The organism is Paenibacillus sp. MER TA 81-3 (assembly GCF_023713585.1).
Lineage (GTDB): Bacteria > Bacillota > Bacilli > Paenibacillales > Paenibacillaceae > Paenibacillus_B > Paenibacillus_B profundus.
In genome coordinates this window covers 221683-236768 of the sequence record NZ_JAMAWB010000008.1, presented here as the reverse complement: position 1 = coordinate 236768, position 15086 = coordinate 221683, and the positions used below count along the sequence as shown (strand labels likewise).

Below are 15086 nucleotides of genomic sequence, written 5' to 3'. Positions count from 1 at the left end.
GACGATTGTCAAGTCAGTTCAGTACTTTGAGGACAGCTATTTCATCGCAGCAATCCCGTTTTTTGCAATGAACGCAATCGGTCCATACTTTCTCCGGGAATATTTCTTTTTGCACAATGTCGAAACCATTCTTCTGAAAAAAATTTGCCTCGTACGTTAAAGCCATTACCTTGGGTATCGCTCGTTCTTTAGCTTCGGCGACAAGCTCGTCAACAAGCAATGAACCGATTCCCTTTCCTTTATGCCCCGGTGTAATGCCAAGCGAGCGAATTTCGACAAGGTCGCTGCCCAGTTGGCACAGTGAGCCGCAGCCTACCATTTGTCCGCCCAGCTCAGCGACGACGAAATGCTCCAGCTGCTTCTTAAGTATGTCTCGGGAACGTGGAAGCATAATTCCTTGCTCTGCATAATGCTGTATAAGTTCAAACAACGTATCAATATCGTCTGGTGTCGCCTTTCTCACCATGGCTGTCATCGTACTTTCCCTCCGCGTGTGATGTAACTCACATAATATTCATGAATGAATATACATCATGATGCATAGTTTATCAAGGATTATTTTACCTGGGAGGCACTCCCCCGCTCCGTTCGTTCCGATACATGTCTATCTTCAATCTGGATATACTAAGCGTAGCGATTTACATTAATAAGGTCAGGTGATTTCACTTATGAAAAAACGGATATCGCTATTAACTCTTTTTTTTACAGTGATTAGCACGATGATGGTCATTCCACAGTTATATCATCCTACTGCAAGTATGGTTATCGTCACCTTCATCGGCCTCTTATTCGGGTCGTTCTGTATGGCTTTTATGATCTCGCTATTGCTGCGGATGGTATTAAAGCGCTAAATCAATCAATAACTCATCTTTCGTGCTCTCTCCCCACAAACCACTACTATTTCACCAAAATAAATAATTAATCGCTTAACTGCTTATTTTCATAAGCAGCAACATAGTAAATAAAAAATGCCGCTGCACGATATTGTCTGCTCTTGAAGCAGCACTTCTATATCGTAACAGCGACATTTTTGTTGTTGACGTTATTCCGAACGCAGGTACAACCGACCACCTCCGTATTAAGCTATGATACTAACAGTTGCTCTCAACCGCTCACTTCTCGCCGCTCAACAACCCCACAAAGGAGCCGAATACATCGTTGCCGAACAGCAGCCCTTGCTCTGTCAAACGATACCCTTCCGATGTCACTTCAATTAATCCTTGCTTCAGCAGCCGTTTGAGCGGAGCAGCAAACACCTTGTCAAGCAGCGCGCCTCCGAACTGCTCCGCAAAGCGGTCACTGCTTACCCCTTCCAGCAAGCGCAAGCCGACCATCATGAAATCCTCCATCGCCTCGGCCTCATCTATGCAAAAAGTATCAAGGCGCGGCAACCCGTTGTGGCATGCCTCCACATAAGGCGTAACCCCTTTAATGTTCAGATGCCGCTCTCTCTTCGTATAACCGTGCGCACCCGCCCCGATACCATAATAATCTTCATTGCGCCAATAAGTCGTGTTATGTCGGCTCTCATATCCGGGCTTCGCAAAGTTGCTGATTTCGTACTGGTCGTACCCAGCCGCTTTCATGCGTTCCATAATGACCATGTACATGTCAAGCTCATCTTCTTCGCTAGGAAGCGGCAGCTCATTGCGGTGGTACATCGCATGGAACAGCGTATTTTCTTCCACCTTCAAGCTGTAAATGGACAAATGCGGCAAATCGAGCTCCAACGCTTTCTCAACGCTATGCTCCAGCATCTCCACCGTCTGATTCGGCAGCCCGAACATCAGATCAATGGACATGTTGTCAAAGCCCGCTTTCTGCGCATTCTCAATACTGCGGTACACATCGTCCGTGTTATGAATCCTTCCAATTTCATGCAGCAGATTATTGTTGAATGACTGCACGCCGAAGCTTATCCGATTCACACCGCCTGCATGCATGACGCGCAGCTTCTCGATATCCGTCGTGCCGGGATTGGCCTCCATGCTGAATTCAATCTGTTTACTCCAATTCGGGAACGCGTTCCGCACTGAATCGAGAAAATAGGCCATTTGATCTGGCTTCAAAACGGTAGGCGTTCCGCCACCGACGAAGATCGTGTCGATCTCATCTGGAGGACATTGCTCTACCGTATGCTTCATTTCCTGCTCCATCGCCCGCAAGTAGTCCATCACTGGCTGACCTTTCAGCACATAGGAGTTGAAATCACAGTAAAAGCATTTGTTCGTGCAAAATGGAATATGAATATACAGCGCACGTGGAGCATGAGCCGGATAAGGTTGTTGTTGTAATGAAGGTTGAATCGCCGACATGGCGAGAACCCTCCTTTCGCATCGCTATATCATGCACGATCTAAAAACACTTTTAGATCCGCATCTATTAAAAAGAGGAGGCGACCGCCTCCTCCCCTTTACTTATTTGTCATCAATTTTCAATACAGCCATGAACGCTTCCTGCGGCACCTCAACGCTGCCGACCTGCTTCATGCGCTTCTTCCCTTCTTTCTGCTTCTCCAGCAGCTTGCGCTTACGCGAAATATCACCACCGTAACATTTCGCAAGCACGTTCTTGCGCATTGCTTTAACCGTTTCCCGAGCCATGATCTTCGTTCCGACAGCTGCTTGTATTGGCACCTCGAACATTTGGCGCGGAATCAGTTCACGCAGCTTCTCGCAAATCAACTTGCCGCGATGATGTGAACGGTCACGATGCACGATGACGGACAAAGCGTCAACCTGCTCTCCATTCAACAAAATATCCATCTTAACCAAGTTCGACTGGCGGTATCCTGACAGCTCATAATCGAAGGATGCATAGCCTTTCGTGTTTGATTTCAACTGGTCAAAGAAATCATAGACGATTTCTGCCAACGGAATCTGATATGTGATCGTGACACGCGTCGTATCCAAATATTGCATATCCACAAACTCGCCGCGTTTTCCTTGGCACAGCTCCATAACAGCTCCGACAAAATCGTTCGGCACGATAATGGCAGCTTTGACATATGGCTCTTCGACGTACTCAAGCTTGCCCTGTTCCGGATAATTAGACGGATTATCGATGTCGAACGTAGTGCCATTCGTCAGTGTAACGCGGTAAATTACGCTTGGTGCCGTCGTAATAAGCGGAATGTTGAATTCACGCTCGATGCGCTCTTGGATAATTTCCATATGCAGCAAGCCTAGAAATCCACAGCGGAAACCAAAGCCGAGCGCGGAAGACGTTTCCGGCTCGAACGTGAGCGAAGCGTCGTTCAATTGCAGCTTCTCGAGCGCTTCCCGCAAGTCATTGTAATCCGATGTCTCAATCGGATACAGACCGCAGAATACCATCGGGTTAATACGGCGATAGCCAGGCAGCGGTTCCAGTGTCGCCTTCTTCGCGTCCGTCACCGTGTCCCCGACACGAGTGTCGCCGACGTTCTTGATGCCTGCCACGATAAAGCCGACATCCCCGACGTTCAGTTCGTCCACGATCGTCATGCTCGGCTTAAAGGCGCCGACCTCAATCACCTCGAACGTCTTGCCCGTCGCCATCATCTTGATCTTGCTGCCGGAGCGGATGGCTCCATCCACGACGCGCACGTAGACAATAACGCCTTTGTACGGATCGTAGTGCGAGTCGAATATGAGCGCCTTCAGCGGCTCTTCTGGATTACCCGTCGGCGATGGCACCTTCTGGACGACCTGTTCCAATATTTCCTTAATGCCGATGCCCGCTTTGGCAGAAGCATGCACCGCTTCCGAGCAATCGAGACCGATCACTTCTTCGATCTCCTGCTTGACGCGATCCGGCTCTGCACTTGGCAGGTCAATCTTATTGATGACCGGTATTATTTCGAGATCGTTGTCGAGCGCAAGATAGACGTTAGCCAATGTCTGCGCTTCGATGCCCTGTGCAGCGTCAACGACAAGCAAAGCGCCTTCGCACGCGGCCAAGCTACGGGATACTTCATACGTGAAGTCGACGTGTCCCGGCGTGTCGATCAAGTTCAAAATATATTCCTCACCGTCGTCCGCCTTATAGTTCAAGCGGACCGCCTGCAACTTAATCGTAATGCCCCGTTCGCGCTCCAAGTCCATTTTGTCGAGCACTTGGGCTTGCATTTCACGGGACGTCAACGCCCCGGTGTATTCCAAAATTCGATCGGCAAGTGTAGACTTCCCGTGATCAATGTGCGCAATAATGCAAAAATTGCGAATTTTCTTTTGTCGTGACAGCAGTTCCGTCATTCGATTTCCATACCCCCACCACTGAGCCAAGTTTCAATTTATATATTATACCGAAATGAAGAGGCCTCAGCAATGGGAACGACATGATCCTCAACTTCCGCCACAAAATAACGTAACAAAAAGCTCGATTATTTTTCAAAATAGTCCGCTAAACAGCCCCACAACCGCGCGAATGCCTGCCTGAGACAAATGCTGCAGCAGCCCTGCCGTTTCGTCCGCCAGCTTGTTGACCGGTGCATCCTCCACCGGGGGAAGCCATGAAGAGTCAGACATATCATAACCATCATGTGTCACCGCGTCCCGGTTCGTGCCAGTCCTATCGTGTTGCTTCGTGCGCTCGCCGCTGATTGGCTGTTCCACCTGGTTGCGCTGCGATTTCGGCTCAGACCACGGACTTACGCCTTCGTAGCCGCTCTCGTCCACACGCCAGGACGTAGACGCATTCACCGCCTCACGTCCCGCATCCATCGGTCCATACACCCGATCCATCCCCACCGAAGCGACTTCCATCCCAATGAAGACTCCAAGCGCTAGCAGCACGATCATGCCGATAAGCTGTTTCATGTAACGCGACATTGGCAGCGGCCTCCCCGTTATCCATTCGCCCCAGCGGACGTTTGCTGCTGTTTCTTGAGGACGGTCTTGCGGTCGACAGCTTTGTTCTCTGCCGGCTTCGGCACTGGCTTGTTCACTGGCTTCGCTTCTGTGAGCTCCCGAACGATTTCCGCGATTAAAACGGCGAGCACATCCGCTGTGCGATAAGACTCTTCCAACGTATTATCGATGCCGCCGACTTCAATAACTACGCTATTAGGCGACAATGATTGATTGTATTCCCCATTGCCCTGAGCCGCTGACTTGCCCCATATTCCGCGGGAAATTCCGGGATATCGATCTTCCAGCTTCTCATGGATTTCACTTGCGAAGCTTTCGTTCTCTTTCCAATTCGGATTGCGGTGACCGATAATAAAGTACACCTGGGCGTATGATTTTCCTTTGATTTCAACCGTCGAATCTTTCCGGCGCAGCGCATCGCGATGAATATCAAAGAAAAATTGCAGCTCTTTATTTTGAGCCATCGCTTCTTTTACTGTTTGTTTAGAGTATTTGTAAGACATATTCCAGTTATACCCTTTTATCGATGAAGAGTAATCTTCGTTGGAATGGACAGCTCCGATGCCCTGCTTCTCCAGTTGCTCCTGCAGCCGCTTGCCCACTAGCGTAATGTTTGTCTTCGCATCGTTCGGGTTGCTGCTTTGTTTTTCTAGCTCAGGATTCCACGATTCCCGATTGTGGGAATGATAGATGAATACATAATTGTTTAAATTGGTCTTGGATTTCCCTGAATTGTCCTGACCTTTATTTGGCTCCGGCTTCGTCGGCGGCCGCACCGTTTCTGCACCTTGTCCATTTCCCTTGCCTCCCGGTACTTGATCGCCTTGGTCCGGTCCGTTCGTCGGCTCCCCTCCGTGTTCATCTGGATGCTTATCCCCCAGGTTAGCGGGCAACGGATAATCTTCCGGTCCCTTCACCGCTTGATTGCCTACACCAAGCCGAAGTGGAATCGCCGCATCCCGGTCGAGCCCGGGAACCTCGCCCGCCAGTAAACTTTTCGGGTCGAACGGATTGACATTCGTCGCCAGTTGGACCAGAAATTGAGCAACCTGATTGCGAGAAAGCGATGCTTCCCCTTCGCCTTTGGGCAGCTTAGGCATTTCCATTGCCATCATATCTACAAAAAAACGAGTGGAAAGCTGTGCCGCGACACCCTTCATGGACGACAGCGGGGAGGATTCCAGCTTCTGCTCCACCAATCCGCCCAGACCGAGCACAATGAAAAAAACAGCCGAACCGATAGACAATAACACAAACGTTCGTCCCATCACGAGCGCCTGCATCCATTTTTGCTTCAGCTTCCCAACATTAAATATCCGAAACATGCGATGTCCTCCTCCACCTGCTGTCCCTCTCTAACTGCAAGCAACAACCGCGCTTCATGCTGTATTTAAGAGAGTGCATTTAGTAGAATCTATGAGGACAATCTATGAAGTAGAACTATTACATTTGAGAGTCTATTAATTCATGTTGAACAACCTCTAGTAAAAAATGAAAAGCGATGAGCGTTCCGCCGCCTAATGTGCTGCTAGCCTCCACTGAGCCACCGTGAGCTTCGACGAGCTGCTTCGTAATCGCCAATCCAAGCCCGCTCCCCTTCGCTGTCTCGTCTGTGGTCGTACCGCGGTAGTACCGGGTAAACAACCGTTTCAATGTGTTCGCGTCCATTCCTTTACCGTTATCAGTGAAGCTGAGCGTCAGCTTGTTATCTTCCGTCATTAATTCCACCTTCAACTTCGTTCCAGGCGGATTATGCAAGAAGGCATTCATACATACATTGTCCACCATACGGCGGAAATAACGCGTATCAATCTTAAAGAGAACTTCCTGCTCGGGGAAGAAGGTTTCGAACTCCGCTTCAGATAATTGCGGGAGCACAAATATGTCCTGGAGCGTCTCGGTTAACCAATGACGTATATCTATCAGTTCGCGCTGCAGCGGCAGACTCCCGCTCTGGAGCTGATACGTCAAATTGAGATCCTGTATCAGATCGTCCATCGTCTCCGCTTTTTGCTTCATGATGTTCACAAATTCTGACGCTTCTTCCGGTTCCCAAGCGTATTCTTTTGCGCTTAGCAAATGCGCATAACCGATAATGGACGCAAGTGGCGTCTTCAAGTCATGTGATAGTCCAGCCAGCCACTCCTCCCTGTACGTTTCGTGCCTTATCCGCTCTTCATCGGCGCTCTTTAAGCGCAAGGCCATCTGCTGCAGTGACTGCATAATATCCCCATATATGCGGTAATTCCGCTTCAACTTCCCATTTTTCCGTTCCGAATGGGTGATTCCGCGCGCATTGACCGGCTCCTCATAATGTCCCGATGATATGCTCTCGGTCCATTTCATGACATGCTGCAACGGCCGGGCAAGACGCGAGCTTTGCCACCACGCCATCATAATAAATACGAATAGCATAAATGCCACGGTGCCGGCAATGGCTATCACAAACAGCTGATCATAGGATTCAATCGTAAATCCCGCCGCCTTCACTCCCGGAACCGAAGGCGAAAATGGCATGTGGAGCAGCCATGTCTCGCGCGATGCCGTATCATAGCGGTAGGCCACGCGCTGTCCGTAGCGCTCTTCATACATCGTCTGCATGACGATATCCTGCAACGAGTACCGATTAGGCGCGTCTTCCGGCTTGTTCCACGAAGCGATCTCCGTCCCGTCCGCGTTCAGCCGCTGCACCCATGCTTGATGCTTCTCCAGCATAGTCTCAAGAGCATCTGCTCCATCGCCGGTGTCTCCGCTATGTGCTGCGAGCCACGTCTCCAGCAGCCTCTCATCCTTCGGATTTACGCCGTACAGCAGTGTGACGGCACGATTATCCAGTTGCTTGATGTAAATATATAAATCATAAGGGAACGGACTCTTGCCCTGCGCGTAGGCGGCAACCTCACCGGCCGAGTAATGCGTTGGCACATCGGATGGCGTCTCAAAAGATGTGAGAACATTCCCTTCCTCATCGATGAGTTGCATCCAACCGCCGCTCGCTCTCACCTGTTCCTGCAGTTCGTCATCCCATCGCACATTACCATGCTGGTCCATCGACAAAGACTCGGATACTTGGTTCGGACCATGTCGGGCAAAGCTCCGATTCAGATCGAGCGCTATCATGCGATCGGCCACCCATAAGAAGGCGGCGAACACCGTACAGAGCAGCACCGCCCCGACTACAAGCCACTGCCAACCGTAATGCCAAGCCAGCCTTCTGCTCGTCTTCATCTTCCTTCACCTTCTGTTGACGATGAGATCAGGCGTACTGGAATCGCTTTGGCCGGCGGAACAAGCTTATAGCCCATGCCGCGCACGGTAACCAGAACTTCAGGCTGGCTCGGACTTACTTCGATGCGTTCCCGAATGCGATGGATGTGCACCATCACCGTATTATCATCGCTTACCGCATCGTGTCCCCACACGCTTTCATACAGTTCGCTTTTAGAGAAAATCCGGTTCGGATGCTTGCATAAAAACAAGAGCAGCTGAAATACCATCGCCGGACACTCAACCGGTCTGCCCTCCACCCTTAATTCTCCAGCTGCTTCATCTAGTTGAAACCGCCCGCATTGATATACGGTTAGTTCCGGTTCACGCCGCTTGTCCGCTTGGCTGCTCACAACGGCCATATAACGTTTCAACTGCGCCTTGATGCGCGCAACGAGCTCCAGCGGGTTGAACGGCTTCGTCATGTAGTCGTCGCCTCCTAAGGCGAAGCCTGTCAGCTTATCCAAATCCGTCGTGCGCGCTGTAACGAATATAATCGGGGCATCCGTCTGCTCCCGAATGAACGGAGCAAGCTCGAAGCCGCTTTTGCCAGGCAGCATAACATCCAGCACAACCAGATCAACAGGCTGGCTGCGGCAGCAGTGAACCGCCTCTTCCCCTGTCGCCACGCAAGTTATATGAGTAAAGCCTTCCTTTTGCAGGACGGTGTGCACCATTTTGCTTAAAGCTGCTTCATCTTCCACAATTAAGATGTGTGCTGCTCGAATATCTGTTTCCATCAAAGTTCTTCCTCTCTTTTCCCTCTCGCCTTCCATTCTATTCTATCATGTTCACCTTTCACGCCATTCAACGCTATCTTAACGGAACCTTAACAGATTCGTATTTAGAAGCCTTTCTCGCATGAAAAGTTAAGAAAAGAATGGGCAGCGCTTACGGCTCCGTTCAAGCTGGCCCATTATGATAAAGATAGTGCAGTGATTACCCTTATGAGGGTAGTGACGCAAAGATGAGAGGATGATGGAAGTGAATTACCGTCTTACTATGTGCGTATTAACATTAACGGTCTGTACTGGCCTCTTGACGACAGGCTGCTCATTTCAAGCCGAGAAGAAAGGAGAAACTGCAATGAAGGCGACACAAGCTCCAGCAGAATCGTCTGCGCCTTCCGCCGACATTTCACCGGAACAGATTGAGGACTGGATTAGAGACCATGACGCGGCCACACTGCATCAAAGCTTATCCGCAAGCTTTCAACAGAAGGTGTCTCAACAAGAAGTGGAGCAGCAGCTGCAAAATTTTTGGAATAAAGGGGAGACTCCGAAGCGATTGTCGAGCATGACACTGAATGGTGCAGACAAATATGTCTGGACAGATGCTGCCGGTCAGAAGGGAGTGATGGCAATGTTGGCGGACAATCAGATCATCTCCATGCAATTCATCCCGCTCGTCTCAGCGGAAACGGATCTTAAACCGACCACCAACAGCTATCGCATGCCATTTCAAGATAAATGGCTGGTGTTCTGGGGCGGCCGCAATGAGCTCATCAACTACCACTACGCTTACCCGAATCAACGCTATGCCTACGATCTAGTCATCACACATGACGGGTTCAGCTTTAAGGGCGATCCGACAAAGAACGAAAGCTACTACGCATTCGGTCAGCCTGTCGTCGCCCCGCTCGAGGGAAAAGTTGTCGGCGTCGTCAACGATATTCCTGATAATTATCCGGTCGGACAGATGAATGAGCAGCAGCCAGAAGGAAATTATGTCATTCTGGATCACGGAAATGACGAATACAGTCTGCTTGCGCATTTCAAGCAAGGCACGATCGAGGTGAAGCAAGGCGATGTCGTGAAGGCAGGGCAACTGCTAGGGGAGTGCGGCAACTCTGGCAATTCAAGTGAAGCCCACATTCATTTTCAAGTATCTGATGCGCCTTCCCTGACGAAGGGCATGTCCATACCGATTCAATTCGAACATGATGCAGACCCTCTTCAAGGGGATGTAATTCGGGGGCAATCTTAATCTACTTTGATTTCATGCAATGCTACATTTTTCCCGGCAGCCTAAAGACGCCTGCTCGACACAGGCGTCAGGCTGTTGAGAAGCCTTTTGAATCACCAACGTTAATGCGTATATGCCGCCACATTATCCGTATCAACTGCTTCGTGCAATGAAGCATTGAGCCCGCTGGCAATAATGTTCGCCATATCCTCCATAAATTCATCGACTTCCTTCGGCGTTACGACGAGATCATGACCAAGCGGCTCCAGCACTTCCTTCACCAGCATCAGCCTCTCCTGCTCCCCGATATCGTCCAGCATTCCGAGAATCTCCCGTGTATTGCTCGTTTCCTGCTTAAAATGCTCCTTCATCATATCAATGGCGTTGTTCACGATCGTGGAAGCATAGCAGACGGTCGGCACTCCGATCGCAATGCACGGGATGCCAAGAATGTCCTTAGTCAGGCCGCGCCTTTTATTGCCAATGCCTGAACCGGGGTGGATGCCGATATCGGCAATCTGAATCGTCGTATTGACACGTTCCAGCGCCTTCGAGGCAAGCGCATCGATTGCAATGATGACGTCAGGCTTCGTCCGTTCCACAATCCCTTGGACAATTTCGCTGGATTCAATGCCTGTCACGCCCAATACACCCGGCGCGACAGCACTGACTTCCCGGTATCCCGGGCTCACTTGGTCTGGCATAATTTCAAAGTAGTGGCGCGTTACCAACACATTTTCCACGACTAATGGGCCAAGGGCATCCGGCGTAACGTTCCAGTTGCCCAGACCGACGATAAGCGCCTTGTCGCCCTTCTTCACTCCTACTTCCTCCAGAAACGCTTCAAATAGCTGCGCAAATTTCGTCGCGACACGATCCTGCAGGTCAGTATCTTTACGCCGTAATCCCGGCACTTCAATCGTAATATAGCGCCCAGGCATTCGTCCGATGGCACGAGAGCCTTCCTCCGTCTGGACGTGTATTCTCGTCACCTTTACCCCGCGAACGTCTTCTACGTCCTCCTGAACTCCGGGAATGGGTACGGCAGCGTCCGGTTGCGCCAGTTCTCTGGCTTCCAGCGCCAAGTCCGTTCGCACTGAGTAAGCTCTTAAATCCGCAGTCATAGGCATTATCCTCCCATTTGAACATATCTTGCTTTGTATTGTGTGCAAGGAAAGAAATCTTATACGATTTCCTTCTGATGTAAACGACTTCATGTTCATATATAGGCATATGTAAACCAAGGTAAATGTATTGCATTTTGCCGTTCGTCATGATAGAATACTTTAAGTTGTGAATCTATTTCTTTACACATCCTATTGAAATTGATTCTGTTGTCGCACTACGATGCAACGGAGGTGAAAGCAATGCCAAACATTAAATCCGCTGTTAAACGCGTGAAATCAAACGACAAGCGTCGTATGTTGAACGCTTCCCAAAAGTCTGCACTTCGCACAGCTGTGAAAGCAGCTGACATCTCTTTGGCGAATAACGAAGCTGAAACAGCTAAAGCAGCTGTCGCTTTGGCTTCTAAGAAATTGGATAAGGCTGTGACAAAAGGCCTAGTCCACAAAAATGCGGCTGCCCGCAAAAAGTCTCGCTTGGCACAAAAATTGAACGCTCTGCTTGCGCAAGCGTAAGCCCGAGCCTTTCATACTTAGCTTGAAGCGAAGAAGCCCGGAGATAAACGCATATGCGCTTATCTCCGGGCTTCTTTCATCTGGCTGGATACGCCGGCAGCTATCCGCATGATGAACAGCTCCAAGCCAAGCGCCTTCTCCACGCGCCCTGACTTCATCTCATAATCAAGCTCTGCCGCTTCCGCAATCCAGTTGGACAATACCGCTATATCATATTGCCGGGCTTGTTCTGCAGCCATCTTGACCGCGTACGGATGCAAGCCGAGCTGAGATGCTGCCTGCTGCTGGCTGAAGCTTTGGTTGGTCAGCTCTTTGACCTGCATCATCATTCTCAACTGGCGCACAATCAGTGCCATTATCTTAATCGGCTCTTCCTTTTGCTTCAGCAACTCATATAAGGTGGCAAGCGCGCGATCGGCACGCCGCCGCACAATATCCTCCACGAGCTGAAACACATTTTGCTCCGTATTTTTAGCAATGAGGCGATCCACAGTTGGGACGTCGATAATGCCGCCCGATCCGGCAAACAGACAGCACTTTTCTATTTCTGCGGATAGGGACTGCAAATTAGTGCCGGCACTGTTGAGCAAAGCTTCGACTGCATCATCTGCTATCGAGCATTGATTGCTCTCGATTTGCTTTTTCACCCATCGCACCAATTCTTCCGCACTTAGAGGCAGAAACGGCAGAACGGCCCCCTCAGCCTTCGCTTTCTTTACCGTCTTTTTCCGTTCGTCCAGCTTGTCCGCTTGCACGAGAAATACGATAATACTCGTTTCCATCGGTTGATCCATGTACTCAAGCAGCCGCTCCGTACGATGATCGATTTTACCGTCTTTACCCGCTGCGAAAATGCTCTGATCCTTAACGAGAATACATTTGCGCGCCACTAGAAACGGAAGCGTCTCCGCCTCTTCAATCACCAGCTCAATCGGAGATTCTCCAGTGTCCATTTTCGTCACGGCCAATTCGCGGTTCTCTTCCTCTACAGTATGTTGGACAAGGAATTGAACAAACTCTTGCATTCGATATTTCTCCGTCCCGTATAGCACATATATGGAACGCGGGTTGCCCCGCTGTATTTCTTTCATAGCAGATTTTACATCCACCGCGATGCCTCCCCTCACATTTCCGAACCTCATCATAGCAAATTTTGCAGCAAAAACAAAGGGACTTGCGCAATCTTGAGCCAGATTACGAAGTCCCTCTGTCCCCTAACATCTATGATAAACGTCCGCAGTAAAGCTCTAGAAACTTCCTGCGAACGGTCATACGACGTACGGGAACGTCATTGCTTATATGCAATTCTAAAATACTATACGCAAGCAGCGTTACTTGTGTGCATGAATTGAAACTTTTTCGTATATCAAGGCGTCTCTTGGACCGTACCTTGAATCACATCGGGCTCCGATTCCGAATTTGCCCCTATCTCTGAAGCGGGCACCAAACTATCCTTCTGCACGGCATATTTGCTCTCTTGAGCGGTGCCGTCTTCTGACACTGTTCTGACACCAATGCTCTTGCTGTCGGAGGACCATAAAATTTCGGTCGGCGTTCCGGCAAAAGCGAGCGTATGGACTTTACTCTGTTGATTGTCCGCCACTTTGAACAGAACCAGTTGTCCATTCTCCCACAGCACCATCCAGCTGCCGTCCGGAGACGTCGCTTCCATCGATTGCTTCATGATGAAGTTCATGGAATTGCCATCACGATCTTGCACTGCACCATCCGGGTCGGGACTCCTCGTCTCTCCCTTTCCCTTAACCTCTGGATCCTCATCAGCCGATATGTGCTTATCCTGCGGCGGATTGCCTGCAATTCCTTCATGCGTTTCTTGCCCGGCCGAATTGTTGAACGCAGACGGTTCATCTGGAGCTTCGATCTGTTTTTTGGACGTTTCTTCCTTCAAGGGAGTCTTCACGGGCTTGTCGGCGCCAGTGCTCTGTCTATCTTTCTTCTGATCGGATACTTCCTTCTTCGCAGAATCAGCACTGTCATCCGGCGTCTGCGCCCCCACGACCGCCCTATCCTCCGGCTCCCGCGGTTCCTGCATCTTCGGCTCCGGCGTCGCGCTCTCCTTCGTCGGACTGGTCGTCATAGTTGTAGAATCAGCGGAATCGCTGGAGGAGGGAGCTTGTTGTTGAGAGTTCATCTCTGGGAAATCTCCAGCTTGCTCCGACATCGGCGGTTTAAATGTAATCATAAATAGACCGAACACAACTCCTGCAGCGATAACTGCGCTTGCCACACGCCAATTCTTGCGCTTAAACCAATGCTTGCGCCCCGGCGCAGCATGATCCGTCTGTTCTTGCTCCTCCCGCTGAACATCCAGATCGTGTCCCTGTTCTGTGATTGGTATGGGCTGTTTATATCGGGCAAGCGGAGCGACAGCGACCGCAGCCACCTGCTGCTCCAAATCAATTTGATCCAACTTCGGCATAATCGCATCAACCAGACTAAATCGCGGAGCGACCTTGGGAAGTTGGGCCAATTCTCCATGCAATTGTTCTAATCGTTCGGACATTTCAGCACAGGCGGGGCAACGGCTTACATGATCTGCCAGCAGGTTTTTTTCCGATGCATCCAGATCATGATCCAAATTGCGTTGTATCAGTTCCATCACCTCTGAACAGTTCATCCTCGCACACCACCTTTCTCATAATCTTGCAGCATCGTCTGCAGCTGTTGTCGGGCGCGGAATAAATAAGACTTCACCGTGTTAAGCGGCAAATTCATACTATCCGCTATTTCGTTGTAGGAGAAATCTTGCAGATACCGCAGGACGACGACAGCTCGATGATGTTCAGGCAGCCGGTCAATCGCAGCACGTATATCTTGAGCCGCATATGCGGATAAAACTTCTCTCTCTACACTCTGATCCCCAAGAAATACGAGGTTATGCTCATCGATGGATACAGTTGGCCGGGTTCGGCGAAATTTATCAATGCAAATATTCGTTACGATCCGTTGTACCCATGTCTTAAATTGGGCCTTTTCCTCATAAGATTGAATTTTTGTATAAATCCGGATTAAAGCTTCTTGGGACGCGTCCAGTGCATCCTGCTCATTATTCAGAACATAATAAGCGGTACGATACACGTATTGTTCGATTTCGCGCAAAAGAGTGATTAGAGCGTCGCGATCGCCGGATTGGGCGGCTCGTATGAGTTCTGGCTCTACCACCTTGATCCCCCTCTCTTGCATATCCATTGACGTGCTGACCACGCAAATGGTTGCAGTTCATCCGATTCCATTTTGTAGAATAATCTATCATGTTCATATAAAGAGTAGAAATTCATTCCTAGCATAGCAAAAATTCAACTCGATTTCATTGTAAGATGATTCAATTTAAATTGAATGGAAT

Annotated in this window: 14 protein-coding genes; 3 read left to right on the top strand and 11 right to left on the bottom strand. The window is 49.8% G+C overall.

Features of this window, described 5'->3' with window-relative positions:
• Positions 1-13: 13 nt before the first annotated feature.
• On the bottom strand, positions 14-475 hold the full coding sequence (locus M3650_RS13815; RefSeq protein WP_251575547.1) for an N-acetyltransferase: 462 nt from the start codon (positions 473-475) through the stop codon (positions 14-16).
• 193 nt (positions 476-668) lie between these two features.
• Between M3650_RS13815 and M3650_RS13810 the strand changes: the two genes are divergently transcribed.
• Complete coding sequence (locus tag M3650_RS13810; protein WP_019422534.1) at positions 669-851, top strand: hypothetical protein; 183 nt, start codon at positions 669-671, stop codon at positions 849-851.
• 261 nt (positions 852-1112) lie between these two features.
• On the opposite strand, the gene hemW is transcribed toward M3650_RS13810, so the two are convergent.
• From hemW to M3650_RS13780, 6 genes are all read right to left on the bottom strand, one after another.
• Positions 1113-2315: a radical SAM family heme chaperone HemW gene (gene hemW / locus M3650_RS13805; RefSeq protein WP_251575545.1), complete on the bottom strand. Its 1203-nt coding sequence runs from the start codon at positions 2313-2315 to the stop codon at positions 1113-1115.
• A 102-nt stretch (positions 2316-2417) separates the two neighbouring features.
• On the bottom strand, positions 2418-4235 hold the full coding sequence (gene lepA / locus M3650_RS13800) for a translation elongation factor 4 (protein ID WP_251575640.1): 1818 nt from the start codon (positions 4233-4235) through the stop codon (positions 2418-2420).
• Between the two features lie 135 nt (positions 4236-4370).
• On the bottom strand, positions 4371-4811 hold the full coding sequence (locus M3650_RS13795; RefSeq protein ID WP_251575543.1) for a DUF3679 domain-containing protein: 441 nt from the start codon (positions 4809-4811) through the stop codon (positions 4371-4373).
• A gap of 17 nt (positions 4812-4828) precedes the next feature.
• A complete protein-coding gene (locus M3650_RS13790; RefSeq protein WP_251575541.1) occupies positions 4829-6175 on the bottom strand; it encodes a stage II sporulation protein P in 1347 nt (448 codons plus the stop codon).
• A gap of 118 nt (positions 6176-6293) precedes the next feature.
• Complete coding sequence (locus M3650_RS13785) at positions 6294-8078, bottom strand: sensor histidine kinase (RefSeq protein ID WP_251575539.1); 1785 nt, start codon at positions 8076-8078, stop codon at positions 6294-6296.
• On the bottom strand, positions 8075-8857 hold the full coding sequence (locus M3650_RS13780; RefSeq protein WP_285848450.1) for a response regulator transcription factor: 783 nt from the start codon (positions 8855-8857) through the stop codon (positions 8075-8077). Before M3650_RS13780 ends, M3650_RS13785 begins: the two co-directional genes overlap by 4 nt.
• A gap of 346 nt (positions 8858-9203) precedes the next feature.
• On the opposite strand from M3650_RS13780, the gene M3650_RS13775 reads away from it, so the two are divergent.
• Positions 9204-10103, top strand: coding sequence for a M23 family metallopeptidase (locus M3650_RS13775; protein ID WP_251575537.1), 900 nt, complete (start codon positions 9204-9206; stop codon positions 10101-10103).
• 101 nt (positions 10104-10204) lie between these two features.
• On the opposite strand, the gene gpr is transcribed toward M3650_RS13775, so the two are convergent.
• Positions 10205-11206, bottom strand: coding sequence for a GPR endopeptidase (gene gpr / locus M3650_RS13770; protein ID WP_206096339.1), 1002 nt, complete (start codon positions 11204-11206; stop codon positions 10205-10207).
• A gap of 243 nt (positions 11207-11449) precedes the next feature.
• Between gpr and rpsT the strand changes: the two genes are divergently transcribed.
• On the top strand, positions 11450-11722 hold the full coding sequence (gene rpsT, locus M3650_RS13765; RefSeq protein WP_019422543.1) for a 30S ribosomal protein S20: 273 nt from the start codon (positions 11450-11452) through the stop codon (positions 11720-11722).
• Between the two features lie 59 nt (positions 11723-11781).
• Here rpsT and holA read toward each other — a convergent pair whose 3' ends face one another.
• The 3 genes from holA to M3650_RS13750 form a co-directional block, all read right to left on the bottom strand.
• Positions 11782-12831 (bottom strand): DNA polymerase III subunit delta, encoded by a 1050-nt coding sequence (gene holA / locus M3650_RS13760; protein WP_251575535.1) that lies wholly within the window; start codon positions 12829-12831, stop codon positions 11782-11784.
• A gap of 257 nt (positions 12832-13088) precedes the next feature.
• The gene (locus M3650_RS13755; RefSeq protein WP_251575533.1) at positions 13089-14360 is read right to left on the bottom strand and encodes an anti-sigma factor family protein; all 1272 of its coding nucleotides are present in this window, start codon (positions 14358-14360) and stop codon (positions 13089-13091) included.
• Positions 14357-14905, bottom strand: a complete 549-nt coding sequence (locus M3650_RS13750) for an RNA polymerase sigma factor (RefSeq protein WP_019422546.1) — start codon at positions 14903-14905, stop codon at positions 14357-14359. Before M3650_RS13750 ends, M3650_RS13755 begins: the two co-directional genes overlap by 4 nt.
• Positions 14906-15086: the final 181 nt, after the last annotated feature.